Annotated in this window: 16 protein-coding genes, 2 rRNA genes and 1 pseudogene; 2 read left to right on the top strand and 17 right to left on the bottom strand. The window is 72.5% G+C overall.

The genetic code is table 11. The annotated features are described in order from the left end of the window. Positions 1-25: 25 nt before the first annotated feature. From MILUP08_RS13680 to recN, 7 genes are all read right to left on the bottom strand, one after another. Positions 26-2,497 carry a hypothetical protein gene (locus MILUP08_RS13680; protein ID WP_007458509.1) on the bottom strand — a complete coding sequence of 824 codons (2,472 nt, stop codon included), beginning with the start codon at positions 2,495-2,497 and terminating at the stop codon, positions 26-28. Further along, positions 2,497-3,654 carry a glycosyltransferase family 4 protein gene (locus tag MILUP08_RS13675; protein ID WP_007458507.1) on the bottom strand — a complete coding sequence of 386 codons (1,158 nt, stop codon included), beginning with the start codon at positions 3,652-3,654 and terminating at the stop codon, positions 2,497-2,499. The genes MILUP08_RS13680 and MILUP08_RS13675 overlap by 1 nt, the downstream gene beginning before the upstream one ends. A gap of 31 nt (positions 3,655-3,685) precedes the next feature. After that, complete coding sequence (gene murJ, locus MILUP08_RS13670; RefSeq protein ID WP_007458506.1) at positions 3,686-5,380, bottom strand: murein biosynthesis integral membrane protein MurJ; 1,695 nt, start codon at positions 5,378-5,380, stop codon at positions 3,686-3,688. A 4-nt stretch (positions 5,381-5,384) separates the two neighbouring features. Beyond that, positions 5,385-6,251 carry a hypothetical protein gene (locus MILUP08_RS13665; RefSeq protein WP_007458504.1) on the bottom strand — a complete coding sequence of 289 codons (867 nt, stop codon included), beginning with the start codon at positions 6,249-6,251 and terminating at the stop codon, positions 5,385-5,387. 61 nt (positions 6,252-6,312) lie between these two features. Next, positions 6,313-7,254: a copper transporter gene (locus tag MILUP08_RS13660; protein ID WP_007458502.1), complete on the bottom strand. Its 942-nt coding sequence runs from the start codon at positions 7,252-7,254 to the stop codon at positions 6,313-6,315. Between the two features lie 27 nt (positions 7,255-7,281). After that, positions 7,282-8,460, bottom strand: coding sequence for a putative cytokinetic ring protein SteA (gene steA / locus MILUP08_RS13655; RefSeq protein ID WP_007458500.1), 1,179 nt, complete (start codon positions 8,458-8,460; stop codon positions 7,282-7,284). Between the two features lie 119 nt (positions 8,461-8,579). Then, entirely contained in the window at positions 8,580-10,337 is a 1,758-nt protein-coding gene (gene recN / locus MILUP08_RS13650) for a DNA repair protein RecN (RefSeq protein WP_007458498.1), read from the bottom strand. Positions 10,338-10,439: 102 nt separating this feature from the next. On the opposite strand from recN, the gene MILUP08_RS13645 reads away from it, so the two are divergent. Continuing rightward, entirely contained in the window at positions 10,440-11,459 is a 1,020-nt protein-coding gene (locus MILUP08_RS13645) for a helix-turn-helix domain-containing protein (RefSeq protein ID WP_007458496.1), read from the top strand. Between the two features lie 54 nt (positions 11,460-11,513). Here the strand turns inward: MILUP08_RS13645 and MILUP08_RS13640 are convergent, their stop codons facing one another. From MILUP08_RS13640 to MILUP08_RS13620, 5 genes are all read right to left on the bottom strand, one after another. Beyond that, positions 11,514-15,233: a S8 family peptidase gene (locus MILUP08_RS13640; protein WP_007458491.1), complete on the bottom strand. Its 3,720-nt coding sequence runs from the start codon at positions 15,231-15,233 to the stop codon at positions 11,514-11,516. Positions 15,234-15,391: 158 nt separating this feature from the next. Further along, positions 15,392-16,276, bottom strand: coding sequence for an NAD kinase (locus tag MILUP08_RS13635; RefSeq protein ID WP_039907907.1), 885 nt, complete (start codon positions 16,274-16,276; stop codon positions 15,392-15,394). Between the two features lie 94 nt (positions 16,277-16,370). After that, positions 16,371-17,231, bottom strand: a complete 861-nt coding sequence (locus MILUP08_RS13630) for a TlyA family RNA methyltransferase (RefSeq protein WP_007458489.1) — start codon at positions 17,229-17,231, stop codon at positions 16,371-16,373. Positions 17,232-17,269: 38 nt separating this feature from the next. Beyond that, positions 17,270-17,569 carry a hypothetical protein gene (locus MILUP08_RS13625; protein ID WP_007458488.1) on the bottom strand — a complete coding sequence of 100 codons (300 nt, stop codon included), beginning with the start codon at positions 17,567-17,569 and terminating at the stop codon, positions 17,270-17,272. Then, positions 17,566-18,270, bottom strand: coding sequence for a phasin family protein (locus tag MILUP08_RS13620; RefSeq protein WP_007458483.1), 705 nt, complete (start codon positions 18,268-18,270; stop codon positions 17,566-17,568). The genes MILUP08_RS13625 and MILUP08_RS13620 overlap by 4 nt, the downstream gene beginning before the upstream one ends. Positions 18,271-18,382: 112 nt before the next feature. Here MILUP08_RS13620 and MILUP08_RS13615 point away from each other — a divergent pair, with 112 nt between their 5' ends. Then, positions 18,383-18,721: an SCP2 sterol-binding domain-containing protein gene (locus tag MILUP08_RS13615; protein ID WP_007458481.1), complete on the top strand. Its 339-nt coding sequence runs from the start codon at positions 18,383-18,385 to the stop codon at positions 18,719-18,721. 18 nt (positions 18,722-18,739) lie between these two features. Here MILUP08_RS13615 and MILUP08_RS13610 read toward each other — a convergent pair whose 3' ends face one another. From MILUP08_RS13610 to MILUP08_RS13590, 5 genes and pseudogenes are all read right to left on the bottom strand, one after another. Further along, on the bottom strand, positions 18,740-19,765 hold the full coding sequence (locus tag MILUP08_RS13610; RefSeq protein ID WP_007458479.1) for an HAD-IIA family hydrolase: 1,026 nt from the start codon (positions 19,763-19,765) through the stop codon (positions 18,740-18,742). A 481-nt stretch (positions 19,766-20,246) separates the two neighbouring features. Then, positions 20,247-20,877: pseudogene (locus MILUP08_RS34165) on the bottom strand (hypothetical protein); the annotation flags it as partial. Between the two features lie 475 nt (positions 20,878-21,352). Beyond that, positions 21,353-22,423, bottom strand: a complete 1,071-nt coding sequence (locus MILUP08_RS35875; RefSeq protein ID WP_167626040.1) for a hypothetical protein — start codon at positions 22,421-22,423, stop codon at positions 21,353-21,355. 160 nt (positions 22,424-22,583) lie between these two features. Further along, positions 22,584-22,700 (bottom strand): 5S ribosomal RNA (gene rrf, locus MILUP08_RS13595). Between the two features lie 85 nt (positions 22,701-22,785). Then, positions 22,786-25,898 (bottom strand): 23S ribosomal RNA (locus tag MILUP08_RS13590). Positions 25,899-26,257 lie beyond the last annotated feature (359 nt).

Genomic DNA, 26,257 nt, shown 5'->3' with positions numbered 1-26,257 from the left:
GGGCCACCGGGACGACGCCCGTCGGTCAGGAGGCGGCAACCTCGGTCGATGGCCGGGTGACCGACGCGGCCGGTGCGTCCGCCGGTTCTTCCGCCGGTGTGTCGGCTGGTCGCCGCTGCGCGGGCGCGGGAGGCGCCCCGGCCGCCGCGTCCGCCGCCGGGTGCTCCTCGGACGGCGGTACGGGCCCGCCGACCACCGCAGGGCCCGCGGGAGCGTCGTCGGGGCCCGGGGGCAGCACGACCGCCCGTGGGGGCGCCGCGGGCGGGCCGCCGATCGGCCGGGGATGACCCGCGCCCAGCGGCCCACCGCCACCGGTCGGACCGTCACCTCCACCGGCCGGGCCGTCGCCGCCGGAGCCCGAGTCGTCGTCCGCCTCGTTCTCCCGGGCGCGGCCGGTGACCGGTCGGGTCCGGTCGGCGGCGTGCCCGAGGACCCGCAGCGACGCCAGCGCGGCCATCGGCACCACCAGGGCGGCAGCCGCGCCCGCCACGTCCAGTGCCGCACCGTCGAGCACACCACCGAGCACCGCCGCGACAGCCGTGCCGCCCAGCGCGGCCCGCACCGCCGGGTAGATGCCGAACAGCCGCATCAGCCCGCCCCACGGCTGCAGCAGGGCGAACCACACCAGCAGCCCGCCGGCCAGCGCCAGCACCGTCAACGGGCTGTTCACCAACGTCTCGAAGTTGGCCGTGCTGGACCGGTGCACGGTGAACCCGCCGGTGCCGTCGCCCACCGCGGACAGGAACCGACCCAGGCTCCCCCGTTCGGCCGCCGGCCGGCGCAGGTCCACCACGGCGAAGCCGATGCCGACCGCCAGGGCGGCCATCGTGGCCCAGGCCAGTCGGGTGATGGTCAACCAGCCGCCGGCGCTGATCGCCGCGGCCACGCTCAGCCCGGCGGTCAACGCGATCGCGCCCACCGGGTCGGCGCCCAGGTACGGGCTGCCGACCACCACCACCGCGAGGCCACCCACGGCGACCATCACGGCGGGCCGCCAGCGGCGGTGCACCCGCTGGGCGAACCACCCGCCGGTCACGAGCGCGCCGGCGAGGAACACCCCCAGCCCGACAGTGCTCAGCCCGGCGTACCGGCCACCCTGCAACGCCGAGTAGCCGACCACGCTGTTGAGCTGGAGGCTCGACCCGGTGAGCACGTCCAGCCCGACCGCCAGGGTCGTGAGGCCGGCCACCGCGCCGAACGGGCCGAGCGTGCTCGCGTACCCGGGGGCGAACCGGACCGCCGCCGTGCCCCCCGCGACCAGCAACCCGGTTACCACGCCGAAGACCCATCCCGGGTGCTCGCCCCGCCACCAGGGGACGGCGTCGGCGAGCAGCGCGGCCGGAACCGTCAACGCGGCCGCCACCAGCAGCAACTCCACCACCGCCACGACGCGGGCGGAGACCGGGGTCGGGCCGGCCGGGCCGGCGTGCGGTCGGGCCCGGCGCAGCAACGGCAGCACCGCCAGGGCCAGCAGCACCTGCAACCCGGCGAGCAGGGCGAAGAACCGGCCGGAGACCGCCCGCTGGGCGGCCGCCTCCCGGTCGGCGTCCGCCGGAGCGTTTATCGCCTTCGTCAGGTCGGCCGGACGGCCCCCGGTGCTGACCGCCGGCCGGCCGAGGAACAGCCGCTCCGGCATGGGCCGGCCCAGCGCGGCCAACGCCGTCGGCGCGAGGTCGACAAGTTGCAGGTAACCGTCGCGGCCGGTGCTGGCCGAGGTGAGCCACCCCCGCTCCCAGCCCGGCCCGTCGGCGACCGCCACGTGCAGCCGAGACGGTTGTTCGGTGTCGGAGATCCCGGCGACCAGCACCAGCGACCGCTCCGGCCGGGCGGCCAGGACCCGGGCCAACTGTTTGTCGGCCTCCCGCGCCTGCACGGCACGCGCCGCCGGGTCGGTCCCCTCGACCGTGCCGAGGTCGACGATGCTCAGCACGCACGAGCCGAGCAGCCGGCGCGGATCGGCGGGCAGACCCGCGGCGTACCTGTCGACCCGGCCGAACGGGCGGGCGGCGGCCACGGCGGCGCCCGGACCCACGGCGACCGAGCAGCGCACCGACTCCGACAGCGACCCGGGCATGGTGCCCCAGGGCAGCCGCTGCTGGTTGTACTGGACCACGCTCTCCTGGTCGGGCAGGTTCGCGCCGATCCCGTCCGGTTGCTCCACTGCCACGCCGGCGGGCGGGCAGCCGCCGTCGGCCCGGGTGCCGTTCCACGCGGCGAAGCTGCCCGCGCCGAGGGTCAGCCACCCGTCGACCGGGCAGGTGGGTCGATGCGCGGACCGCACCGACAGGGAGCCGATCGAGCCGTCCTGGGCCATCCGCCACAACGTCGGGGTGCTCTGCTGGTCGACGTCCTCCCAGCGCAGCCCGGCGATCCCGGCGAGCACCACGAAGTCGGCGGTGCGCCCCGGTGCGCCCTGGGGCGGCCGGGCGGCCAGGGCGGTGACGCCCAACACCACCACGAGCACTGTCAACAGGGCGGGAGCGAGTCGACGCAACATCACCGGTGTCCCGTCATCCGCGCGTCGGAGCCGGGGGTCGCCGGAGGAGTCGGACGGGCGCCCAGCTCGGCGTAGAGGGCCGCCAGCACGGCCACCGTGTCCTCCTCGGTGGGCCACGTCGCCGCCCGCTCGGCACCGCGCCGACCCAGCTCGGCCCGGGCCGCCGGGTCGTCCAGCAGCGCGCGCACCGCCGCGTCGACCGCGTCCACGTCACCGGCCGGGACCAGCACCGCGGCGTCGCCGACCAGCTCCGGCAGGCCACCCACCGCGGTCGCCACCAGCGGTACGCCGGCCCGCATCGCCTCCTGGGCGAACAACTGCCGGGCCTCCCAGTCGCTGGTGACCACCGCCAGGTCGGCGCCGGCGAGCAGGTCGGCCACGTCGGTGCGGTGCCCCAGCAGGGTCACCGGCGCGCGCGCCGCCGAGGTCCGGGCGGCCAGCGGCAGGTACGCCGGACCGCTCCCGGCGATCACCACGACCGGCGGGGGTGTCCGCGTACGCCAGCGGGCCGCCGCGTCGATCAGCACGTCGTAGCGCTTCTGCGGGTGCAGCCGCCCCACCGAGACGAGCAACGGCTGCTCCGGTCGTACGCCGAACTCGGCGCGCACGGCGGCGCGGCGTCGACGCGGAGCGGGCAGCGTCGGGGCGGCGACCGGGGCGAGTCGGGCGTCGGCGGCGCCCAGCGCGGCGGCCCGCTCGACCAGGTCGGCGGAGGCGCCGAGAGCCACCCGGGCGCCCCGGGCGACCACCCGCTCGACGAGCCGGGAGACCCCACCGCGCAGGCCGCCCGCGAGGACCGCGTTGTGCCAGGTCACGACCACCGGGGCGGACGGACGGGCCAGCACGGCGACGAGACCGGCGCGCAGACCGTGGGCGTGCACCACGTCGACAGGCGCGGCGGCGAGCGCCCGCCGCAGGGCGAGCACCGCCCGCGCGTCGGCCGGGGTCGGGCTGGCCGGTATCGCCACCGGCTGGAAACGCGCGCCGACGCCTGTGAAGTCGAACTGCTCCTGGGTGGCCGTCGGCCCGCAGACCAGCACGGAGGCGCCGGACGCGACGAGCCCACGCGCCACCGAGCGGACGTGCTGGCCGACCCCGCCGGTGCTGGAAGCCAGCAGCAGCGCCACGGAACCTCGCCGACCGCTGGTTTCCGTCATTCCGGCCACCGCCGGTTCCCGTTGACAACGCTCACCGAACCGCCGTCTCCTTCCCGTCGCCCCGCTCCGGGGGGACCGCGCCCGGCGTCGACGTGCCGGCCCGGCCCCGCGGCCCTCGCCGGCCGAGGCGGCGGACCACCCCGGTCAGTAGCGGCCGTACGTCCCGCCGGTCGACGAACCAGACCACGACGAGGAACACGACACCGACCACAACCCCGGACAGCATGCCCTGACCGAGTGCCGCGAGCGTCGTCGGGGTGCCGTCGTCCAGCCTGTCGAGCCAGCGGCTCACGCCCAGCCCGGCGAGCGCGGCGAGCAGCCCGGCGAGGCCACCGGCCGCACCGGCCCGGGCCGCGCCGGCCAGCGCCGGCCGGCCGGCGCTGCGCAGCACCGCCGTGACGAGCAACACGCCGAGCACCACCATGCCCACCGAGTTGGCGGACGTCACGGCGAGCACCCGGTCGCGCACCGGCAGGATCGCGCCGAGCACCAGGACGGCGGGCGGCACCACCAGGAAGCCGACGGCGGTCGCGGCGGTCGCCGCCCGAGTCTCGCCCCGGGCGTAGAGGGCCCGGGTGAGGATCGCGAACAGTCCGTAGCCGACCAGGCCCGGGGCGTACCCGGTGATCGCGGCGGCGGCGGTGGACGCGGTGGACGCGGGGAAGAAGAAGTGCCCGACCGGTCCCGCGGTCCCGACCAGGGCGGCCGCGCCGAGACAACTGAACAGCAGCACCCCGCGCACGGAAGGGGCCAGCGTCGCCCGGTAGCCGTCCTCGTCGCCGGCCGACCGCGCCGCCGCGAGCGTCGGATAGGCGGCGACGGCCAGCGGCACCGCCAGCACCGCCCACGGCAGCAGGTAGACGGTCTGCGCCAGGTTGTAGACACCCGGGTTGCTGCGCGCGCCCGCGGTGACCTGGTTCAGGCTGACGATCAGGGCGATCTGCTGCGTGGTGACGGTGACCGCGCCCGCCACCGCCAACCCGCCGACCCGGGCCCGCGCGTCGGCGGGGAACCCGAACCCGGGCCGCAACCCCAGGCGCAGCCGGCGGACCGGGATGAGCAGCGACAGCGACAGCGTCACCACGCCCAGGGTGGTGCCGGCGGAGAGCAGCACCTCGCCGCCGGGGCTCACCCCGGCGACTGTGGCGTACCGCCCCTGCGTGGCGGTGAACCCCAGGTAGACGACGATCACGGTGAGGCTGGACAGCAGCGGGGCGAGCACCGGCCAGGCGAAGCGCCGGTGCGCCTGGAGCACCCCGGTGAGCACGATGCCGACGCCGTACAGCGGCAGCTGCGGCGCGAAGACCCGCAGCATCCGTACGCCGCTCTGCTGCTGGGCGGCGGTCAGGTGGTGGCCCAGCGACTCGACCACCGGGCCGGCGAACAGCACCACGAGCAGCGCGAGCGGCACCAGCAGGGCGAGAGTCCAGCTCAGCAGCGCGCCGGTGGTCCGGGCGACCGCCGTGCGGTCACCGGCCTCGACGGCCCCGGCCAGCAGCGGTACGACGAGGCTGGCCAGGGCTCCCCCGGCGACGATCTCGAAGATGAAGTTCGGGACCGCGTTGGCCACCACGTAGGCGCCGCCGAGGTCGGTCGGGGCGAGGCTCCAGGTGAACACGGCGGTACGGCCGAAGCCGGCGAGCCGGCTGAGCACGGTGAGGACGGCGATGAGCGCGGCTGCCCCGGCCAGCCGGCCGGCGCCGGCGAGGGATGCCGGTCTGGTCACGTCGTCAGTCGGCGCGTCGGCCCAGTGCGTCGAGCTGCCGCAGGCCCGGGGTCCGCTGGATCACCGACGTGAAGCTGACCTTCTCGCTGGCGGCGGTCAGACCGGCGAGCACCGCGAGCAGACCGGCCCGCCCGAGCGGGCCGCTGCGGGCGGCGAGGGCGACGCCGAGCAGGGCGCCGAGCGCGTTCGCGCCGCTGTCGCCGAGCATCACGTCCTCGGACAGGTCGTCGCGGAGCAGGCCGGCCGCGGCGCCGGCCGCGCCGGCGGCGATCCCGCCGTGCGGGCCACCGGCCAGCGGTGCGCCCAGCAGCAGCCCGGACTTGATGGCCCGGCCGGGCCGCAGGTCGAGCAGGTTGAGCAGGTTGGCGGTGCCGGCGATCACTCCGGCGCCGAGCAGCACGTCGACCCCTCGACCGACGGCGCCGTGGCGCTGCCGGCGCGGGTGCGCGGCGACCCGGGGGTCGGCGGCGAGCAGCGCGGCCGCGCCCAGCCCCGCGGCGCCCACTCCGATGACCTTGACCAGCCCGGCGGTGACCCGCCCCTCCCGCAGCGCGGCGAGGTGCCCGGCGAAGCCTTTGGCCGCCTTCTGCTCCGGACGGGATCCGACCACGTCGTCGTAGAGCCCGACACCGCCGGCGCCGAGGCCGGCGACCAGGGCAGCACCTCCGGAGGCGGCGCTTGTGGCGCCGAACACGCTTGCCGCGGTCGCACCGCCGGCGAGCGCCGGCCCGGCGGCGAGCGTCACCGTCCGGCCCCGGAAGTTGGTGCGCTCCAGCGCCGGCCCCACCGGGGCGGTCCGCACCTCGCGCAGCGCGTACCGGGCGGCGGCCGCGCCGGCGCCGGCGATCAGCAGCCGGCCCAGCGTCCTCACGCCGTCACCTCGCTCGGGCGCAGGGTCGCGACGGTTCCGGACACGGGGGTACGTCGTTCGCTCACTGGGGCAGTCTAGGCAGCAGGGACGCGGCGTTGTCGCCGACGCCGTACTGACCGGCCTTCTTCTCCACGAGCTGCTGCACCAGGGCGAGGCTGGTGACCAGTTGGCCCTGCACCGTGTTGGCGTTGTCGACGGTGGAGATGGTCTGCGACAGCACCGGGTCACCGCGGACCACCGACACCACGTTGCCGCCGGCCGAGCCGTTGCCGCCCACCACGATCGAACCGGTCCGGTCGAACTGCTCGGCGATCTTGACGACCGACTCGTCGCGCTTCTCGGAGTCCTTGTCGACGTACGGCTGACCGCTGACGACCACGACGGCCTCGGCCGGCCCGGTGACCTTGTTGTTGTCGGTGGTCAGGTAGCCGGCGTTGTTGTACGCGGCGAGCACCGCCCGCCGGTCGGCGTCGCTGACCGGCGCGGTGCCCTGCGCCCGGTCCAGCAGGACGCTGGCCAGCAGCGCGCTGGAGGTCTCCACGCCGTGCCCGTTGCCCGGCAGGCCGGTGGTCTGCGCGGTCGGCCGGGCGGCGGTGACGGCCAGCTCCAGCAGGTTGGAGTTGTTGTCCGGGTTGATGAACTTGTCCTGCAGGTCGACCCGGCCGGTGATGGTGGCACCGGCGAGCTGGAGCTTCTTGAGCACGCCCTCGGTGTGGTCACGCCCGTTGGGCAGGCTGAGCACCACGACCCGGCGCCCGGCGAGGGTGCCCGGCAGGACGACCTGCGACATCTCCTCGGCGAACTCCTCCTCCAGACCGAGCTGCTTCTCCATGCTGGCGACCTGCTGCCGCCACTGCTGGTTGTCCTTGCGCAGCCCGGTGACCTGCTGCTTGAGCGAGTCGGCGACCGGGCCGTTGAGGGCGGCTGTGCCGACCACCAGGCCGATCGCCAGAGCCAGGAAGACCGCGGTGAGGGACACCACGTGGTAGCGGAAGTTGATCACGCTTGCAGCCTCTTGATCGGTCGGGAACTAGAAGAGCCGGTACAGCTGGAACACGAAATTGTCCCACCACTCGGCGACCACGCCCAGGTACGCCTTCCCGACGGTGGAGACGGCCACCGCGGAGGCCATCGCCGCGATCGCCGAGAGCACAAGCAGCAGCAGCGACGAACCGGAGATGCTCTGCCGGTAGAGCCGGCTCACACCCTTGGCGTCGACGAGCTTGCCCCCGACCTTCAACCGGGTCAGGAACGTCGAGGCCATCCCGCCGCGTCCCTTGTCCAGGAACTCGACGAGCGTGGCGTGGGTGCCGACCGCGACGAGGAGGGACGCGCCCTTCTCGTCGGCCAGCAGCATCGCCAGGTCCTCGCTTGTCGCCGCGGCCGGGAAGGTGATGGCCGGGACGCCGAGACCGTTGACCCGGGGCAGGCCGGGCGCCCGCCCGTCGGGGTAGGCGTGCACGATCACCTCGGCGCCGCAGCGCAGCACGTCGTCGGTGACCGAGTCCATGTCCCCGATGATCATGTCGGGGGTGTACCCGGCCTCGACCAGCGCGTCCGCGCCGCCGTCCACGCCGATCAGCACCGGCTTGAACTCCCGGATGTACGGGCGCAGCACGTCCAGGTCGGCCTTGTAGTCGTAGCCGCGCACCACGATCAGGCAGTGCCGACCCTGGATCTGGGTCTGGATGTCCGGGACGCCCACGCCGTCGAGCAGCAGGTCGCGTTCCTGGCGCAGGTAGTCCATCGTGTTGGCGGCGAACGCCTCCAACTGCACCGACAGCCCCTCCCGGGCGTCGGACATCGCCTTGGCGACCGACTCGGCGTCCTGGAGGGTGCCGTGCGCCACCGGCTCGTCGCCGGCGAACACGGTGTTGCCCTCGATCCGCACCTGGTCGCCCTCGCGGATCCGCTCGAAGACGCCCTCCCCGAGATCGTCCAGGAGCGGGATGCCGGCGGCGACCAGCACCTCCGGCCCGAGGTTGGGGTAGCGGCCGGAGACCGACGGCTTGGCGTTGAGCACCGCCGCGACACCGACGGCGACCAACGAGTCGGCCGCCACCCGGTCCACGTCGACGTGGTCGATGACGGCGATGTCACCGGGGCGCAGCCGGCCGACCAGCCGTTTCGTCCGGCGATCAAGGCGCGCGGTGCCGAGGACTCTGCCCGGCTCCGCGTTTCGGTTCCGGCGCAACGTGGGTAGACGCATCGTGACCATCCTGGCATGTGAGGCAGGCTTTTCTGTCGCGACATGCCTGAGCAGGGCCGCCTACCCAGGGAAGCACACGTCGGCACAAGCCGGTGTGCTTGCGCTCACAATACGCGGCGTCACAACCGCCTTTCCTTGGCGGCCACGGCCAGAAGCTCCTCAGCGTGAGCGATACCCAGATCCGAATCGGGCAAACCGGCGAGCATCCGGGCCAGTTCGCGGGCGCGTTCGGTGTCCTCCACGACGCGTACCCCGCTGGTGGTCACCGCGCCGCCGGTGTCCTTCGCCACTACCAGGTGCCGGTCGGCGAACGCGGCCACCTGCGGCAGGTGGGTCACGACCAGCACCTGGTGGCTGCGGGCCAGCCGGGCCAGCCGCCGGCCGATCTCCACCGCGGCCTGGCCGCCGACACCGGCGTCGACCTCGTCGAAGACAAGCGTGGGCGGGCCGCCCGAGCCGGCGAAGACCACCTCGATGGCGAGCATCACCCGGGACAGCTCACCGCCGGAGGCCCCACGCTGCAACGGCAACGACGGCGCGCCCGGGTGGGCCAGCAACCGCAGCTCCACCTCGTCGCCGCCGTCCGCCGCGACACCCACCTCGACGCCGTTGACAGTCAGCGTCGGCTCGGCCCGCCCGGCCGGCCGGGGCAGCACCGCCACCTCGATCCGGGCGTGCGGCATGGCCAGACCGGCCAGCTCCACGGTGACCTGGTCGGCGAAGCGAACCGCCGCCTCCTGCCGGGACACCGACACCCGGGAGGCCAGGTCGGCCACCTCACCGGCCAGCCGCTGCCCCTCCCGGTCCAGCTCGTCGAGCAGGTCGTCGGACGTGTCCAGGTCGGACAGTCGGGTGCGGGCCCGGTCGGCCCAGGCGATGACGCCGTCGACGTCGTCGGCGTACTTGCGGGTCAACGCCCGCAGCGCGGCCCGCCGCTCGTAGACGTGCTGCAACCGGGCCGGGTCCGCGTCGAGGGTCGCCAGGTACGCCGACAGCTCCGCGGAGACGTCGGTCACCAGCGTGGCCGCCTCCTCCAGGCGGGCCGCCAGCTCGCCGAGCGCCGGGTCGGTGCCGGACTGCGCCTCCAGGGTGCGTCGGGCCGTGCCGAGCAGCGCCGTCGCGTCAGGTGTCTCGTCGGCCGCCTCGGCGCCGCCCGCCACGCACTGCTGGGCCACCTGCGCGGCCGTCCGCAGGCCCTCGGCGTGCTCCAGCCGCTGCGCCTCGGTCTTCAGCTCGTCGTCCTCGCCGGGCTGCGGGTCGACGCGGGTGATCTCGTCGAGGCCCAGCCGCAGCAGATCGGCCTCCTGGTTGCGTTCGCGGGCGTTACGCCGCCGGTCGGCCAGGTCGTCGACGACCCGCCGCCACCCCGTGTACGCCTCGCGCAGCGCGTCGAGCAGCTTCTCGTGCGCCGGCCCGGCGAAGCGGTCCAGAGCGGCCCGCTGCTCGGCCGGGCGCAGCAGCCGCAGCTGGTCGGACTGGCCGTGCACGGCCACCGCCTGCTCGCCTACCTCGCCCAGCATCGACACCGGCATGCTCCGGCCACCGAGGTGGGCCCGGGAGCGGCCCTCCACCGTCACCGTGCGGCTCAGCAGCAGCGAGCCGTCCTCGTCGGGCTCGCCACCGGCCTCGCTGATCCGGGCGTGCACCGTGTCGGCGACCCGCCCGGAGAGGCGCAGCCGCCCCTCGACCACTGCCCGGCCCGGTTGGGCACGGACCCGCCCGGCGTCGGCCCGGCCGCCGAAGAGCAGGCCGAGGCCGGTCACCACCATCGTCTTGCCGGCACCGGTCTCGCCGGTGATGACGTTCATCCCGCCGGTCAACGGCAGCGTGGTGTCCTCGATGACGCCGAGTCCGGTGATGCGCAGCTCTTCCAGCACAGCACCCGACAGTAGACGCGAGGGCCGACAGTTGACCAGCCGACCGGCCCCACGACCGGGCCCCGGTACGGCCCGCACCCCACCGACGTACAGTCTTGCCCCGTGTTGGACGTGATCGGCCTGACCCCCGCCGAGGAGGAGCTCTACCGCTGCCTGCTCCAGCTCACCACGGCCCGGGTGGACGAGCTGGTCCACCGGCTGGGCCGGCCCCGGGCGCAGGTCGTCGAGCAGGTCGAGGCGCTGCGGGCCAAGGGCCTGGTGCAGCCCACCGACAGTGACCCGGACGCCCCGCTGCGCCCCAGAGCGCCGGACGTCGCCCTGGGCGCGACGCTGCTGCGCCACCAGGAGGACCTGGAGGCGGCCCGGCGCCGGGTCACCCAACTGGCCGAGGAGTACCGCTCCGGGCTGCGCCGCCACCACGTGGACCACCTGGTCGAGGTGATCCGGGGCGGCCGGGTGCTGCGCGACCGGCTGCGGGACCTGCAGAACTCGGCCCGCAGCGAGGTGCTCTGGTTCTGCCGGGCGAACCCGCTGGCCATGGCGGGCCCGGAGAACGTCGAGGAGTTCGACGCGCTGGCGCGCGGCGTCAGCTACCGGGCCATCTACGAGCGGGACCTGCTGCTGGAGCCGGGCGCCCTCACGGACCTGGCCAAGGGGGTCGCCGCCGGTGAGCAGGCCCGGGTCCTGGACCGGCTGCCGGTCCGGCTGGCCATCGTGGACGCCCGTACCGCGATCTGTCCGCTGGTGCCCGACCGCGACGGCGGCGAGCCGAGCGCCGCGGTGATCGGCCGCAGCCAACTGCTCGACGCGCTGCTCGCCCTCTTCGAGAGCCACTGGCGGGTGGCCACCCGGCTGCGACTCGACGACCCGCTCGCCGCCGCCACGACCGAGAGCCGGCGCGACGAGGCCGACGACCGCCCGGTCGACGGCTACCAGCCCGACGCCGACGAGGCCCGACTGCTATCGCTGTTCGTGGCCGGCGTACCGGACAAGTCCATCGCCTCCCAGCTCGGGGTGAGCCGCCGGACGGTGCAGCGTCGCCTCGCCGACCTGATGGACGCCGCAGGCGTGGACACCCGACCCGGGCTGGCGTTCCAGGTCGCCCGGCGCGGCTGGCTCTGAAGGCGGTGGGGCCCGCCGTCGGCGCGACGGCGGGCCCCACTCGTCACTCCGCGGTCAGCGCAGCCCGTACGCCCGCAGCACCGTCTGGTCGACGGAGTTCCCGGCCCGGTCGGTGGCGTGCACCCGCAGCGACACGGTTCCCCGCCCGGCCGGCACGGTCGCGGTCCAGCGGGTCCCCGACCCTCTGGTCGGCGCGGCCCGCCAGGTGACGCCCTCGTCGAAGGAGACCTCCACCCGCAGGCTGGTGCCCGTCGGCGCGACGACTCCCCTCGGCTGGCGCAGGGTCAGCCCCAGCTGGTGCGGCCGGTGGCCGGGTACGGCGCCGAGCAGGTCGGCAGGCACCCGGTAGTCCACCTGGAGCAGCGACAGCGGCACGGCCGCGTCACCCGCCGGCCGGGCCGAGGTGAACTGCCACGCCGTGTCGGTACGGGTGGCGTAGCGCCACTGGTCCGAGGCCCGCCGGGTCGTCACGTCGAGGCGGTAGCGGGCCGCTGCGGCGGTGGTCGGCACCGGCGCCCAGCCGTCGGACAGGTCGGCGATCTGCTGCCCGTCGCGGCTGAGGCGAGCCTCGACGGTGTCCTGCTCCTCGCTGTTGCCGGCCACGCTGTAGTGCCCGTCGGCATCGACGAACTCGGGCACCCGCACGTCCAGGCTGTCGCCCGTACGCGTCGGCACCGGCGCCCCACCGGCCGGCACGGCCGGACGGATCACCGGAGCGTGCCAGGTCTCGACCTCCCGGTCGTCGGCCGCGTACCGCCGGGGCTCCTGGGTCAGCCCACCGGTCACCTGCCCCCACTGCATGAACATCTCCTTGTGCAGCACCCGGTGCTGCCACCAGGAGTCCCCGGCGCTGACGAACTCCTGCCGGCTGGTCCCGTTGCGGATGATGCGCTGGTCGTCGTTCCAGGAGTACTCCTGCCACGGACGCCAACCGAACCGCTCCTCGGTGGCCCAGCCCGCGCCCGTGTCGCCGTAGCTGGCGGTCACCTCGGCGGTGTTCTGTGCGGTCACCGTGTGCACGATCCGCTCCGGCACCCGACCCTTCGACACCTGCCACACGTCGTACAGGTAGGGGCTGTCCACGGTCAGCGTCAGGTCCAACGTCGCCCGGCCCCTGCGCGCCGCCGCGATCAGCCGCTGCCCGTCGTCGTACGCGACGACCATCGCCGGAACCGGCAGCCGCTCGCCGGCCGGCCGCCAGACCGTCCACGCGGTCTGGTCCTGCGGGCGGACGATCAGCACCGCCGCGGCGCCGGCCGCCGCCGCGGCGGCCACCTGCTCGTCTTCGCTCCGGTTGGGGTCGGCGGCGAGCAGCGCGGCAGCGCCCCGCACCCGGGCCAGCTCGGCCGGGGTGCCGGCGCCGGCCCAGACCAGCGGCAGCTTCCGCCGACCCGTCGGCGCCGGCGACGTACCCAGCAGGTTGATGTCCGACGGACCGGACACCCCGCTGATGGTCGCGTCCACCATGGGCGCGACGAGCTGCCAGCGCGAGGCGAACTCGAACTCGCCCTGACGCACCGGGCGGGTCGGCGTGACGTTCACCTGCTGGACGGTGCTGTACGCCATCACGCCGTGGTCGATCTGCCGGCCGTTGCCCAGCACGCGGTGCACGTAGTAGCTGAGCGTGGCCCGCTGCTCGCTGGGCTTCGGCGTCTCGATCCGCACCGGCGTGCCCTTGCGGGCGTCGAGCACCACTGTCAGGTCCCGATCGACGGTCAGCTCGGGCTCGACGGCCTCGGTCAGCTGCTCGTCGAGGGGGGCGCCGTGCTCGACAAGCGCGGTCAGCAGGTACGTGCCCTCCTCGACCTGCAGCGTGCCCTCGCCCGGCCACCAGCCCCAGAAGTCCGACTCGGGCTGCTCACCGTAGAGGGTGAGCCCCGGCGAGAGGGTCAGCCGACCCTGCCGGTCCAGCACCTTCACGGTGACCTGGTGCAGCGGGCCGCTGACGGTGAGCCCCACCGGCGTGCGCACGGCGACACCGTCCGCGCCGGTCGCCACCAGCCAACCGCCGTGCGGGCCCCGGGCCAGCTTCGCCGGGTCGGCGCGCAGCGGCACGGCCACGCTGCCGCCCGCCGGCACGGTCACCTCACCGGACTCGACGGCCACGCCGTCGCTCTCGGCCGCGCCGCTGTCCAGGTTGCGCAGGTCCAGGGCCAGCCGCAGGGTCTGCGACCCCGCCGTGTCGTTGGTGTACGTCACGGTGCGCTGCACCGCCGCGCCGCCCGTGGTGATCCGACCGAAGTCGACGGTGGCCGAGGCGTACACCCGCTGGGTGAGCGCCCGCGCCACGTCGACCCGACCGCCGCCCTGCTCGAAAACGGTCAGGGCCGGGTTCCCCCTGGTGGTGCTGACCAGCGCGTCCTTCAACTTCCCGGCGGACCAGTCCGGGTGGTCCTGCGCGAGGATCGCCGCCGCGCCCGCCACGTGCGGGGTGGCCATCGAGGTCCCGGACGCGGTCGTGTAGGCGTCGCCCACAGGCGTACCCATTGTGGTGCCGGCGGCGCGCGCGGCGACGATCCCGACGCCCGGCGCGGTGATCTCGGGCTTCAGGCCGTTGTCGCCCACACGCGGCCCGCGGCTGGAGAACTCGGCCAGGTTGTCGTCGCGGTCCACCGCGCCGACGGTGAGCGCCGCCGCGGCCGCGCCCGGCGAGCCGACGGTACGCGCCGCGCCCGAGTTACCGGCGGCGACCACGAAGAGCGCCCCGGTCTCGGCGGTCAGGTCGTTCACCGCCTGGCTCATCGGGTCGGTGCCGTCGGTCGGGGCACCGCCGAGGCTCATGCTGACCACCTTCGCGCCGGAGTGGGCGGCCCACTCCATGCCGGCGATGATGGCCGAGTCGTAGCCCGAGCCGTTGTCGTCGAGCACCTTGCCGACCAGCAGCCGCGCGCCGGGCGCGACGCCCTTGCGCAGCCCCGCCGACGCGGCGCCGCTGCCCGCGATGGTGGCCGCGACGTGCGTGCCGTGGCCGTGGCCGTCGCGGGCGCTGCCGCTGCCGGAGAAGTCCTGCGCCTCGGCGATCCGCCCGGCCAGGTCGGGGTGGGTGGCGTCGACGCCGGTGTCGAGCACGGCCACCTGCACGCCGCTGCCGTCGCGGCCGGCCGCCCAGGCCGTCGGTGCGCCGATCTGCGGGACGCTGTGCTCCAGCGTCGGGTGCACCCGCCCGTCCAGCCAGACGTGGGCGATACCGCCGCCCAGGCGGGGCGCGGCGGTCGTGGCGCGGGCTGTCGGCGTGCCGGCGAGGGTGCTCCACAGGCCACCGAGGTCGGCCTTGCCGACCCGCAACGCGGCGCCGTTGATGCTCTCCAGGGGGCGGGCGTCGGTGACGCCGCCGAGCGGCCGGACCCGACCGGCGGCCGGCTCCTGGTAGCGCACGATCAGCGGCAGAGCGCCCTGCGTGGCGTCGCCGTAGCCCTCGGCGGCCAACTCCTGCACGTCGAACAGGTCGGCGTCGAGGACGCCGCTGGAGACGTAGGGCAGGGCGTCGCTGGGCAGCACCCGCAGCCCGCCGTCGACCTCCAGGGTCTGGAAGATGACCCGTTCCCGCCCGGGCCCCGGGCGTACGGTGGCGGCGACCCGGCCCGGCGCGGCCGGCGCCAGCTCGACCTGGTCGCCGGTGATGAGGGTGATGCGGACGGGCGCGGCGCCCGGGGCGGACGTGCCCGGGCGCGGGCCGGTGGGCCGGACGGGCGGCTCGGCGGACGCCGGCGCGGCGAGGCCGACCACCAGCGCGCCGACCGCGCCGGCGCTGAGCCAGCGGGGGGACCAGTGCATGCGATGCGCTCCTCTACTCCTGTGGGCCCGCCATCCGTGGATGAGGACCGATCGGAGTCTGCGACGCAGCGCACAATCAGGTCACTAGCGTTCAGCCGCCGCAGCGGCGACATGTCGTCAGGTGGACAACCGCCGGACACCGACGGTGTGCGCCACAGTCACCGGCGGCTGCCCCGCCAGCCGTGCACCGGCAGGCCGAACTTGGCGACCAGCCGGTCGGTGAACGGACGGGCGCGCAGCCGGACGATGCGCACCGGCAGGGCGCCCCGACGCACCGTCACCCGGGCACCCGGCGGCAGGTCGTAGACCCGCCGCCCGTCGCAGGCGAGCACGGCGAGGGTGGTGAACGGGTCGACGGTGATGACGAACGTCGACGTCGGCGCGGTGACCAGGGGACGGCTGAACAACGCGTGCGCGCTGATCGGCACCAGCAGCAGGGCCTCCACCTCCGGCCAGACCACCGGACCGCCACCGGAGAACGCGTACGCGGTGGAGCCGGTGGGGGTGGCGCAGACCACGCCGTCGCAGCCGTAGCGGGACAGCGGGCGGCCGTCCACGTCGACGAGGAGTTCGAGCATCTGCGCCCGCTCCCCCTTCTCGACGCTGATCTCGTTGAGCGCCCAGGACTCGATGGTCGGGCCGCCGTCGAACTCGGCCGTGACGTCGAGCGTGAGCCGCTCGTGCACGGTGTAGTTGCGCTCGACGACGTCCCGCACGGCGGTGTCCAGGTCGTTGATCTCCGCCTCGGCGAGGAAGCCCACCTTGCCGAGGTTGATGCCGAGCAGAGGCGCCTTCGCCGGGCGGGCCAGTTCGGCCGCGCGCAGGAACGTGCCGTCCCCGCCGAGCGCGAAGACGATCTCGGCGCCCTCGGCGGCCTCCGGGCCGGCGACCGGAACCGTCCCGGGCAGGTCGAGATCGTCGGCCTCCTCGGCGACCACCCGCACCTCGAAGCCCGCGGCGATGAGGTCGGCGGCGACCGACCGGGCGTGCTCGGTGCTGCGCCGACGGCCGGTGTGGGTCACCAGCAGCGCCGTGCGGCTCATCGGACCGGCCGCCCGTCCGCCGTCGGACGGCACACCGTCGTCGCCGCCGCACCGGCACTACCGCGTGCCGTCGTGCGCCGCTCGCTGTACGCGTTCACCCTGCGACCTCCTCCGCCGCCACGTCCGGCACGTCGCCGGCCGTCGTCGGACCGTCCGGTCCGGCCTCCACCACGGCCCGCACCCGCTGCGGGTCGGCCGGTGGTGCGCCCCGGCGCAACCATACGAAGAACTCGACGTTGCCGCTGGGCCCGGGCAGCGGACTGGCCGCCACGTCGGCCAACCCGAGGCCGAGCTGAGCCGCCGCGGCGGCCACGTCGAGCACCGCCTCGGCGCGCAGCGCCGGGTCGCGGACCACGCCACCGGCGCCGACCCGCTGCTTGCCCACCTCGAACTGCGGCTTCACCATCAGCGCCAGGTCGCCGTCGTCGCGGGTGCAGCCGGCCAGGGCCGGCAGCACCAACCGCAACGAGATGAACGACAGGTCGGCCACCGTCAGGTGGACCGGTCCGCCGATCGCGTCCGCGACGAGGGTACGGACGTTCGTGCGTTCCAGGACGCGGACGCGCTCGTCGGTGCGCAGCGACCAGGCGAGCTGCCCGTAGCCGACGTCCACGGCCACCACCTCGGCGGCGTCGGCGCGCAGCAGCACGTCGGTGAAGCCCCCGGTCGACGCGCCGGCGTCCAGGCAGCGCCGCCCGGCGACGCGCAGCCCTCCGGGCTCGAACGCGGCCAACGCCCCGGCGAGTTTGTGCCCGCCCCGGGAGACGTACTCCTCGGTCGGGTCGGCCCCCGTGACCAGCAGTGGATCGGCGGGGTCGACCATCGCGGCGGCCTTGCGCGCCGGCACTCCACGCAGCTGGACCCGGCCGGCCTCGACCAGCGCGGCGGCCTGCTCACGCGAGCGGGCCAGTCCGCGGCGGACGAGTTCGGCGTCCAGCCGGTTGCGACGTGCCATGGGTGGTTCTCCGGATCTGTCCGACCTGGTCGTCCTGCTCAGGTCTGGTCGATGGTGGCGAGCGTCTCGCGCAGCGTCTCGTAGGCCGCCTCGTACTGCGCGATCTGGTCGGCCGGGGCGAGCGTCGCCGCGTTGTCCATGGCCCGCACGGCCGCGTCCACCGCCGGGTGGCGGGCCGTGTCGTCGCCGACGTCCTCGGGCGGCGGGCCGGGGCGGGCGCCCACCGGCGGGCTCGGCCGGGCGGCGAACGACCCGGCCGGCGGCGGACCGGGCCGGAAACCTCCCGGCGGGGCGGGGCGGATGCCGGGCGGCGGGCCCGGACGGGCGGCGTCGCTCACGAGTCACCGTCCGGGCGGCGCTTGCGGACGGCCTTCTTCGCCGGCATGACGGCAGGTGTCGGGATGTCGTCGTGCGCCGACGGAGCCGCCGACGTCGAGGTCTCGTCCCTGACCGGCACGGCCTCGGGCGTCGGGGTGTCGTCCCTGCCCGGCACGGCCGCCGGCACCGGGGTTTCGTCGGCGGTTCGGCTGATCGTCGCCGGCGGCTTCTTCACGATGGCCTTTTTCGCGACAGCCCTCTTCGCAACGGCCTTCTTCGCGACCGGAGCGGAGACCGGGGCGTTCGACGGCGCGAGACCGGTGCCGGGCTGTGCGGCGCGGGTCGGGTCGGGCTGCGGTGTCGGGTCGCCGGGCCCCTCGGCAGCCGGCTCGCCGGTCGGCGCCGTGCGCGGCTCGGTGGCGCGCGCCTCGCGCAGTTGCCGTTCCAGGTCACGCACGCGTCGGGTCAGCTCGGCCACCTCGTCGGCGGTGGCCAGACCGACCGCGCCGAGGGCCCGGTCGACCTCGAAGCGGACCAGCTTGGTCAGCGCCTCCCGGTTGGCGGCGCCGGTGGTGACCAGCTCCTCGCCCAGGGCCTGCAGCTGGGCGGCTGTCGCGCCGCCGGAGCCGACGAGGCGACGCACCGCGTCCTGGGCCTTCTTCCGGGGCGCCTCGGCTAGGCCCATGGCCAGTTCGAGGTAGGCGCGCCACGCGTCCTGCATGCCTGAGTCCTTCCGTCCGGCGCCGGTCTGCAGGTGTCACGCTACCGGGCACCCCGGACTGTCCTGTGCGGTACGGTGCCGGGGACGGCGTGGCGATCGGCGAGGGGGAGATGTGGCCAGCGTGGACGAGTGCCGGCAGGCGTTGCAGGAGCTGGCCGCCCGGTTGGACCGCAACGCCGAGACGGTCCGCGAACGGATCGACCTGGAACGGACGTTGGCCTGCCGGATCACCGACCTGGACACGGCGTTCCACGGGCGGATCAGCGGTGGCCGGCTGGTCGAGCTGACCGACGGTGACGACCCGAAGGCCAAGATCGCGTTGAGCACGTCAAGCGACGACCTGCTCGCCCTCGTCCGTGGCGACCTGGACGTCACCAAGGCGGTCACGTCCCGCCGGGTGTCGATCAAGGCCAACCCGTTCGACCTGATGAAGCTGCGCAAGCTGCTCTGACGAGCACGCTCGACGGCGTCACCCGTCGGTGGTCAGCCCGAAGCTCTCCAGCGCGGCAGTCGCGTCCGGGCCCGCCGGGCGGATCGCCGGCGGCGTCGGGGCCGCCCAGGCCGCCGCACAGAGCGCGGCGAGGGCGTCCAGCGGCCGGCCGGCGCCGGCCAGTTCCAGCGTCCCCGCACGGTCCGTGACGGACCAGCCGCCGGCGTCCGCCGAGCCGGGGAGCCGCACGACCGCCGTCGGGTCGAAGAGCCCCGCCAGGTCCCGCGCGACGTACGTGGGCCGCCGTCGTGGCTCGGCCGCGAGCAGCTCGGGTACGCCGCTGACGCCGGTGAGCACGAGGAGGCTGTCCAGCCCCGCTCGGCGGGCGCCCTCGATGTCGGTGTCCAACCGGTCTCCGACGACCAGGGCTCGGCCGCCGTCGCCGCGCCGGGCGGCGGTCTCGAACAGCGCCGACTCCGGCTTGCCGACCACCAGGTCCGGGTCCCGTTCCAACGCGGTCCGCAGCACCGCGACAAGTGACCCGTTGCCCGGCAGCGGACCCCGGGCGCTGGGCAGCGTCCGGTCGGTGTTGGTGGCGACCCAGATCGCCCCGGCCCGTACGGCGACCGACGCCTCGGCCAGCTCGGCCCAGCCGACCTGCGGACCGTAGCCCTGGACCACCGCGGCCGGCTTCTCGTCGGCGCGGCTGACCGGGGTCAGCCCGACCGCGCGCAGCTCGGCGCGCAGCGCCTCCGCGCCGACCACCAGCACCCGCGCGCCGGCCGGCAGCCGGTCCCGCAGCAGCTCGGCCGACGCGGCGGCGGAGGTGAGCACCTCCTCCGGTCGCGCCGGCACGCCCATCCCGGTCAGCAGGTCGGCGACGTCGCTGGAACGGCGTGAGGCGTTGTTGGTGGCGTACGCCACCGCCCGCCCCTCGGCGTGCAGCCGGGCCACCGCGTCGACCGCGCCGGGAATCGGCCGGTCGATCAGGTAGATCACCCCGTCCAGGTCGAAGACCACCAGGGTGTACCCGTCGATCAGCCGCTTCCCGGCGTCCGTGCTCATCGCTGCGTCGACTCCGGCTCGTCACCCCGGGCGGGGGCCGTACCGTCGCCGTCGACAGTCTCGCCGCTCACCGTGTCACCGCTCAGCGTGTCGTCTGCGCGGCTGTCGTCGCCGGCGGGCGTGGTCGAGTCCGCGGCGGTTGCCGGGGAGGTGCCGCTCGCGTCCGCGTGGCGGTCCTCGTCCTCGCCGCCGAGGTCCTCGCCGCGGAGGTCTTCGCCGTTGCCCGAGCGGGCGGCGACGCCGTCCTCCTCGTCGTCGTCGAAGTCCTCGTCGTCGTCCTCGCCCTCGTCGTCCTCGCCCTCGTCGTCGTCGAAGTCCTCGTCGTCGTCGTCCTCGTCGTCGTCGAAGTCCTCGTCGTCGTCGTGGCCGTCGGCCTCGGCGTCGACCTCGCGGTCGGACGTGTCGGAGTCGTCAGTGTCACGGTCGTCGGCGTCGCGGTCGTCGCCTGCGGTCAGGTCGGAGTCCGGCTGGGCCGGCACCGAGCCGGGCGCACCCGGGCCCGCAGCGATCTCCTCGGCCTCGTCCTCGTCATCTCCCTCGATGAGGACGCCGTCGAGTTCCAGCAACCGCTCCGCGGCGTCGGTCTCGCCCTCGGTGTCCACGTCGGCGGCGCGGGAGAACCACTCGCGGGCCTCCTCGCGTCGACCCACGGCGAGCAGCGCGTCGGCGTACGCGTACCGCAGTCGCGCCGTCCACGGCACCGTCGCCTCGCTGGTGAGGTCCGGCACCTGGAGCATCGCGACAGCGGCGTCCTTCTGGCCGAGATCACCCCGTGCCCCGGCCGCGACGATCAGCAGCTCGATCGCGACGGCCTGGTCCAGCTTCGCCTGGTCGGCGCCGCGGAACAGGTCGATGGCCCGCTCCGGCCGACCCAGGGCGCGCTCGCAGTCGGCGAGCACGGCCAGGTGACTCTGCAGGCCGGTCATCCGGTGGTACGTCCGCAGCTCGGCGATCGCCGTCTGCCACTCCCCCGCGTGGTACGCGGCCAGACCGACCGCCTCACGGACCGCCGAGATGCGCGACGCGAGCCGGCGGGCGGCCAGCGCGTGCGCCAACGCCTCGGCCGGGTCCTCGTCGATCAGCTGACCGGTGGCGACCAGGTGCCGGGCCACCGTCTCGGCGACCGGCTTGTTCAGCGAGAGCAGCTCGGCACGGACGTCCTTGTCAAGGTCGGTCGCGACGATGTCATCCGGCAACACCGGGGCCAGGCTGCGCCCACCCTCGGACGACTCGGACCCCGCGCCACGGTCGTCGCGGCGGAAGTCCCCCTCGCGACGTGGCCGCTCGTCGGCCCGGAACCCGCCGCCCTCACGACGGTCACCGCCCCGGAAGCCGCCCTCACGGGGTGCGCCGCCCTCACGACGGTCACCGCCCCGGAAGCCACCGTCACGGGGCGGGCCGGAACGGCTGCGGTCGCCGCCACCCTGGTAACCACCCTCACGGCGGTCACCACCACGGAAACCACCCTCGCGGTCACCACCGCGGAAACCACCCTCACGGTCACCACCGCGGAAGCCACCCTCACGCGGCGCACCGGAACGCGAACCATCGCGGTCACCGCCACGGAAGCCACCACCCTCACGGCGGTCACCACCACGGAAGCCACGTCACGGTCACCGCCACGGAAGCCACCCTCGCGGGGCGGACCGGAACGGCCACGGTCGCCGCCACCCTGGTAACCACCCTCACGGCGGTCACCACCACGGAAACCACCCTCACGGTCACCACCACGGAAGCCACCCTCACGCGGCGCGCCCGAGCGCGAACCATCGCGGTCGCCACCACGGAAGCCACCCTCACGCGGAGCGCTGGAACGCGAACCATCACGGTCGCCGCCACGGAAGCCGCCACCCTCACGGCGGTCACCGCCACGGAAGCCGCCCTCGCGGTCGCCACCGCGGAAGCCGCCACCCTCGCGCGGCGCGCCCGAGCGCGAACCATCACGGTCGCCACCACGGAAGCCACCCTCACGCGGCGCGCCGGAACGCGAACCATCGCGGTCGCCACCACGGAAGCCACCGTCGCGGTCGCCACCGCGGAAACCACCCTCGCGGGGCGGACCGGAACGGCCACGGTCGCCGCCACCCTGGTAACCACCCTCACGGCGGTCACCACCACGGAAGCCACCGTCACGGTCACCACCGCGGAAACCACCCTCACGCGGCGCGCCGGAACGCGAACCATCGCGGTCACCGCCACGGAAGCCACCACCCTCACGGCGGTCACCACCACGGAAGCCGCCCTCGCGGTCACCACCACGGAAGCCACCCTCACGCGGCGGACCGGAACGGCCACGGTCACCGCCACCCTGGTAACCACCCTCACGACGGTCACCACCACGGAAGCCACCGTCACGGTCACCACCACGGAAACCACCCTCACGCGGCGCGCCCGAGCGCGAACCATCACGGTCGCCACCACGGAAGCCACCCTCACGACGGTCACCACCGCGGAAGCCGCCCTCGCGCGGAGCGCCGGAACGGGAGCCATCACGGTCGCCACCACGGAAGCCACCCTCACGCGGCGCACCGGAACGCGAACCATCGCGGTCGCCGCCACGGGAACCACCATCACGACCGCCGGCGTATCCGCCTCGGGTGCCGCCGGCGTTGTCCCGATCTCCCCGGTACGGGGGCCGGTCGTCGCGGCGCGCACCACGGTCGCGTCCAGCCGGGCCGTCGGTGCGGTCTTCGGAACGACGGGGACGATCTCCGCCCTGCGGTCCTGAACTCACAGGTACATCCTTCCTGATTGCGCCACCAATGGCGCTACGCAGTCGAGGGCCGACCCGGATGGGGCGGCCCTCGACTGGAAGATTGTCCGGCGGTGTCCTACTCTCCCACACCCTCACGAGTGCAGTACCATCGGCGCTGGAGGGCTTAGCTTCCGGGTTCGGAATGTAACCGGGCGTTTCCCCTCCGCCATGACCGCCGTAACTCTATGAACATATCAAACAACCCCGGCACACAGTCACGGGTGTTCGCTTGTTCAGAGTTGCACAGTGGACGCGTAGCAGCTTAGTAGTCAAGTCCTCGGCCTATTAGTACCGGTCAACTGAACCCGTTACCGGGCTTACATTTCCGGCCTATCAACCCAGTCGTCTAGCTGGGGGCCTTACCCCACCAAGGTGGGTGGGATACCTCATCTTGAAGCAGGCTTCCCGCTTAGATGCTTTCAGCGGTTATCCCTTCCGAACGTAGCTAACCAGCCGTGCCCCTGGCGGGACAACTGGCACACCAGAGGTTCGTCCGTCCCGGTCCTCTCGTACTAGGGACAGCCCTTCTCAAGTATCCTACGCGCACGGCGGATAGGGACCGAACTGTCTCACGACGTTCTAAACCCAGCTCGCGTACCGCTTTAATGGGCGAACAGCCCAACCCTTGGGACCTGCTACAGCCCCAGGATGCGACGAGCCGACATCGAGGTGCCAAACCATCCCGTCGATATGGACTCTTGGGGAAGATCAGCCTGTTATCCCCGGGGTACCTTTTATCCGTTGAGCGACACCGCTTCCACTCGCAAGTGCCGGATCACTAGTCCCGACTTTCGTCCCTGCTCGACCTGTCAGTCTCACAGTCAAGCTCCCTTGTGTACTTGCACTCAACACCTGATTGCCAACCAGGCTGAGGGAACCTTTGGGCGCCTCCGTTACCCTTTAGGAGGCAACCGCCCCAGTTAAACTACCCACCAGACACTGTCCCTGAACCGGATAACGGTCCGAAGTTAGATACCCAAATCAACCAGAGTGGTATTTCAAGATTGCCTCCACCCATACTGGCGTATGGACTTCACCGGCTCCCACCTATCCTACACAAGCTAATTCGAGTACCAATGTCAAGCTATAGTAAAGGTCCCGGGGTCTTTCCGTCCTGCCGCGCGTAACGAGCATCTTTACTCGTACTGCAATTTCGCCGGGCCTGTGGTTGAGACAGTGGGGAAGTCGTTACGCCATTCGTGCAGGTCGGAACTTACCCGACAAGGAATTTCGCTACCTTAGGATGGTTATAGTTACCACCGCCGTTTACTGGCGCTTAAGTTCTCCGCTTCGCCCCGAAGAGCTAACAGGTCCCCTTAACGTTCCAGCACCGGGCAGGCGTCAGTCCATATACATCGAATTACTTCTTCGCATGGACCTGTGTTTTTAGTAAACAGTCGCTTCCCCCTGCTCTCTGCGGCCATACAACGCTCCACCCGCGCGGGGCTTCACGTCTCCGGCCCCCCTTCTCCCTAAGTTACGGGGGCAATTTGCCGAGTTCCTTAACCACAGTTCGCCCGATCGCCTCGGTATTCTCTGCCTGACCACCTGTGTCGGTTTGGGGTACGGGCCGCTAAGAACTCGCTAGAGGCTTTTCTCGGCAGCATAGGATCACTGACTTCACCTGAATCGGCTCGGCATCACGTCTCAGCCTTCATGTGTCGCGGATTTGCCTACGACACGGCCTACACGCTTACCCCGGCACAACCACCGGCCGGGCTCAGCTACCTTCCTGCGTCACCCCATCGCTTGACTACTACCCATCAGGTTCCCACGCTCCCCACCACTCCGTCCGAAAACACTCAGGCAGTTCGGGTGGTTAGCACAACGAGGTTCATCAGGGACGCTCTTTCGCGGGTACGGGAATATCAACCCGTTGTCCATCGACTACGCCTCTCGGCCTCGCCTTAGGTCCCGACTCACCCAGGGCGGATTAGCCTGGCCCTGGAACCCTTGGTCATCCGGCGGAAGGGTTTCTCACCCTTCTTTCGCTACTCACTGCCTGCATTCTCACTCCGTGCCGCGTCCACAACTGGGTCACCCCGCTGCTTCGACTCGCGGCACGGCGCTCCCCTACCCATCCACACACCTGCACAAGGAATCAAGTCCAAGCGAGGTTAAAATGTGAATGCCACAGCTTCGGCGGTGTGCTTGAGCCCCGCTACATTGTCGGCGCGGAACCACTTGACCAGTGAGCTATTACGCACTCTTTAAAGGGTGGCTGCTTCTAAGCCAACCTCCTGGTTGTCTATGCGACCCCACATCCTTTTCCACTTAGCACACGCTTAGGGGCCTTAGCTGGTGATCTGGGCTGTTTCCCTCTCGACTACGAAGCTTATCCCCCGCAGTCTCACTGCCGCGCTCTCACTTACCGGCATTCGGAGTTTGGCTGATTTCGGTAAGCTTGTGGGCCCCCTAGACCATCCAGTGCTCTACCTCCGGCAAGAAACACGCGACGCTGCACCTAAATGCATTTCGGGGAGAACCAGCTATCACGGAGTTTGATTGGCCTTTCACCCCTAACCACAGGTCATCCCCCAATTTTTCAACATTGGTGGGTTCGGCCCTCCACGCGGTCTTACCCGCGCTTCAGCCTGCCCATGGCTAGATCACTCCGCTTCGGTCTAGGACACGCGACTGAATCGCCCTATTCAGACTCGCTTTCGCTACGGCTCCCCCACACGGGTTAACCTCGCCACATGCCACTAACTCGCAGGCTCATTCTTCAAAAGGCACGCCGTCACCCCGCAAGGCTCCGACGGATTGTAGGCGAACGGTTTCAGGTACTATTTCACTCCCCTCCCGGGGTACTTTTCACCATTCCCTCACGGTACTTGTCCGCTATCGGTCACCAGGAAGTATTTAGGCTTACCAGGTGGTCCTGGCAGATTCACGGCAGATTTCAGGGGTCCGCCGCTACTCGGGAACACCCACAGAAGGTCAGCAACTTTCACCTACCGGACTCTCACCGTCTACGGTCAGCCATTCCAGACTGTTCGACTAGCCACTGACTTTGTAACTCCTCAAACAAGTGTCAGCTTGTTTAGCGGGGTCCCACAACCCCGACCACGCAACCCCTGACAGGTATCACACGCAGCCGGTTTAGCCTCAATCCGCTTTCGCTCGCCACTACTCACGGAATCACTATTTGTTTTCTCTTCCTACGGGTACTGAGATGTTTCACTTCCCCGCGTTCCCTCCACACACCCTATGTGTTCAGGTGTGGGTGACACCACATGACTGGTGCCAGGTTTCCCCATTCGGACACCCTGGGATCACAGCTTGGTTGACAGCTCCCCCAGGCCTATCGCGGCCTCCCACGTCCTTCATCGGCTCCTGGTGCCAAGGCATTCACCGTTCGCCCTTGACAACTTGACCACAAAGATGCTCGCGTCCACTGTGCAATTCTCAACAAACGACCAACCCACAACCCGATCCGCCCCACACCAAACCTGAACCAACGTCCAGCGGTATGTGGGGCCAGGCCATGCCTGGCAGACTTCCAGCCCCACCAAGGGGGCTGGCCAAGTCTCTGAAAGCAACAACCCTCAGGTTGTTCTTTCAGGACCCAACAGGGTGCTTACATTCTCCCCCAGCCGCACCAGCCGCCACGTTCCCACCACACCCGAAGGAGTGGCTGTACTAGGCGCCGCCGGCCGTTGCCAGGGCAAAACTTGCCAGTGTCTCCGCCATTCGAGCACCCCACCACCACATTCGGGCAGCGCGGGCTCCTTACC

Origin of the sequence: Micromonospora lupini str. Lupac 08 (genome assembly GCF_000297395.2) — a bacterium.
Classification (GTDB): Bacteria; Actinomycetota; Actinomycetes; order Mycobacteriales; family Micromonosporaceae; genus Micromonospora; species Micromonospora lupini.
This window is presented reverse-complemented; position numbering and strand designations above follow the sequence as displayed.